Source organism: Marinospirillum alkalitolerans (assembly GCF_045055655.1).
GTDB classification, from domain to species: Bacteria; Pseudomonadota; Gammaproteobacteria; order Pseudomonadales; family Halomonadaceae; genus Marinospirillum; species Marinospirillum alkalitolerans.
Genome location: NZ_JBANFI010000035.1, coordinates 1 through 518, shown reverse-complemented (window position 1 = coordinate 518; position 518 = coordinate 1). Strand labels below are relative to the sequence as shown.

At 44.8% G+C, this 518-nt stretch carries 1 protein-coding gene; it reads right to left on the bottom strand.

All coding sequences use genetic code 11. The features are described from left to right. Positions 1-75 precede the first annotated feature (75 nt). On the bottom strand, positions 76-498 hold the full coding sequence (locus tag V6U78_RS12720; protein WP_405341587.1) for a hypothetical protein: 423 nt from the start codon (positions 496-498) through the stop codon (positions 76-78). Positions 499-518 lie beyond the last annotated feature (20 nt).

The following is a 518-nucleotide window of genomic DNA, read 5'->3' as shown; positions in this document are numbered from 1 at the left end:
TAACGCCGCCAGCACGCGCGGCTTTGTAGTGAAGGCGAAGCCGCAACGAAAAAGACGTCGCCGTGCCTGGCCTTGTTAAACGTTGATTTCTTCGATTTCACAGTCATTCAAAGAATGGCCTTTTAAGGATGAAAGCGCTGCAGCTGAAACAACTAACCTTAAATCTCTGTCGATTCCAAAATCATCAACACCAGCTTCACCGACAATCTGGAGCCACATAAAATTCGGCAACTTTTTGTTTGGATGTAGCTCACAAAAAGTATCAGACTTTGTGATTGTACAGTTTGCCAGCTCATAGCCAGCCAGTTTCGCATGGTTTAGAGATTGTGCTAGCTCTTCAGTAACTAAGTAGCATGGAAACGAAGTTACAATCGAGTCACCAAGCCAACCTTCAAATTCGAATACTAGACTTGTGATTTTTGGCGGATGGCATGTTGTATCTGCTTTCGTTCCTTCACCCCAACCTCCCGCTACTTCTGGCTCTATTCTGTAGTACATAGCTTCCCTAGACGTTTAAC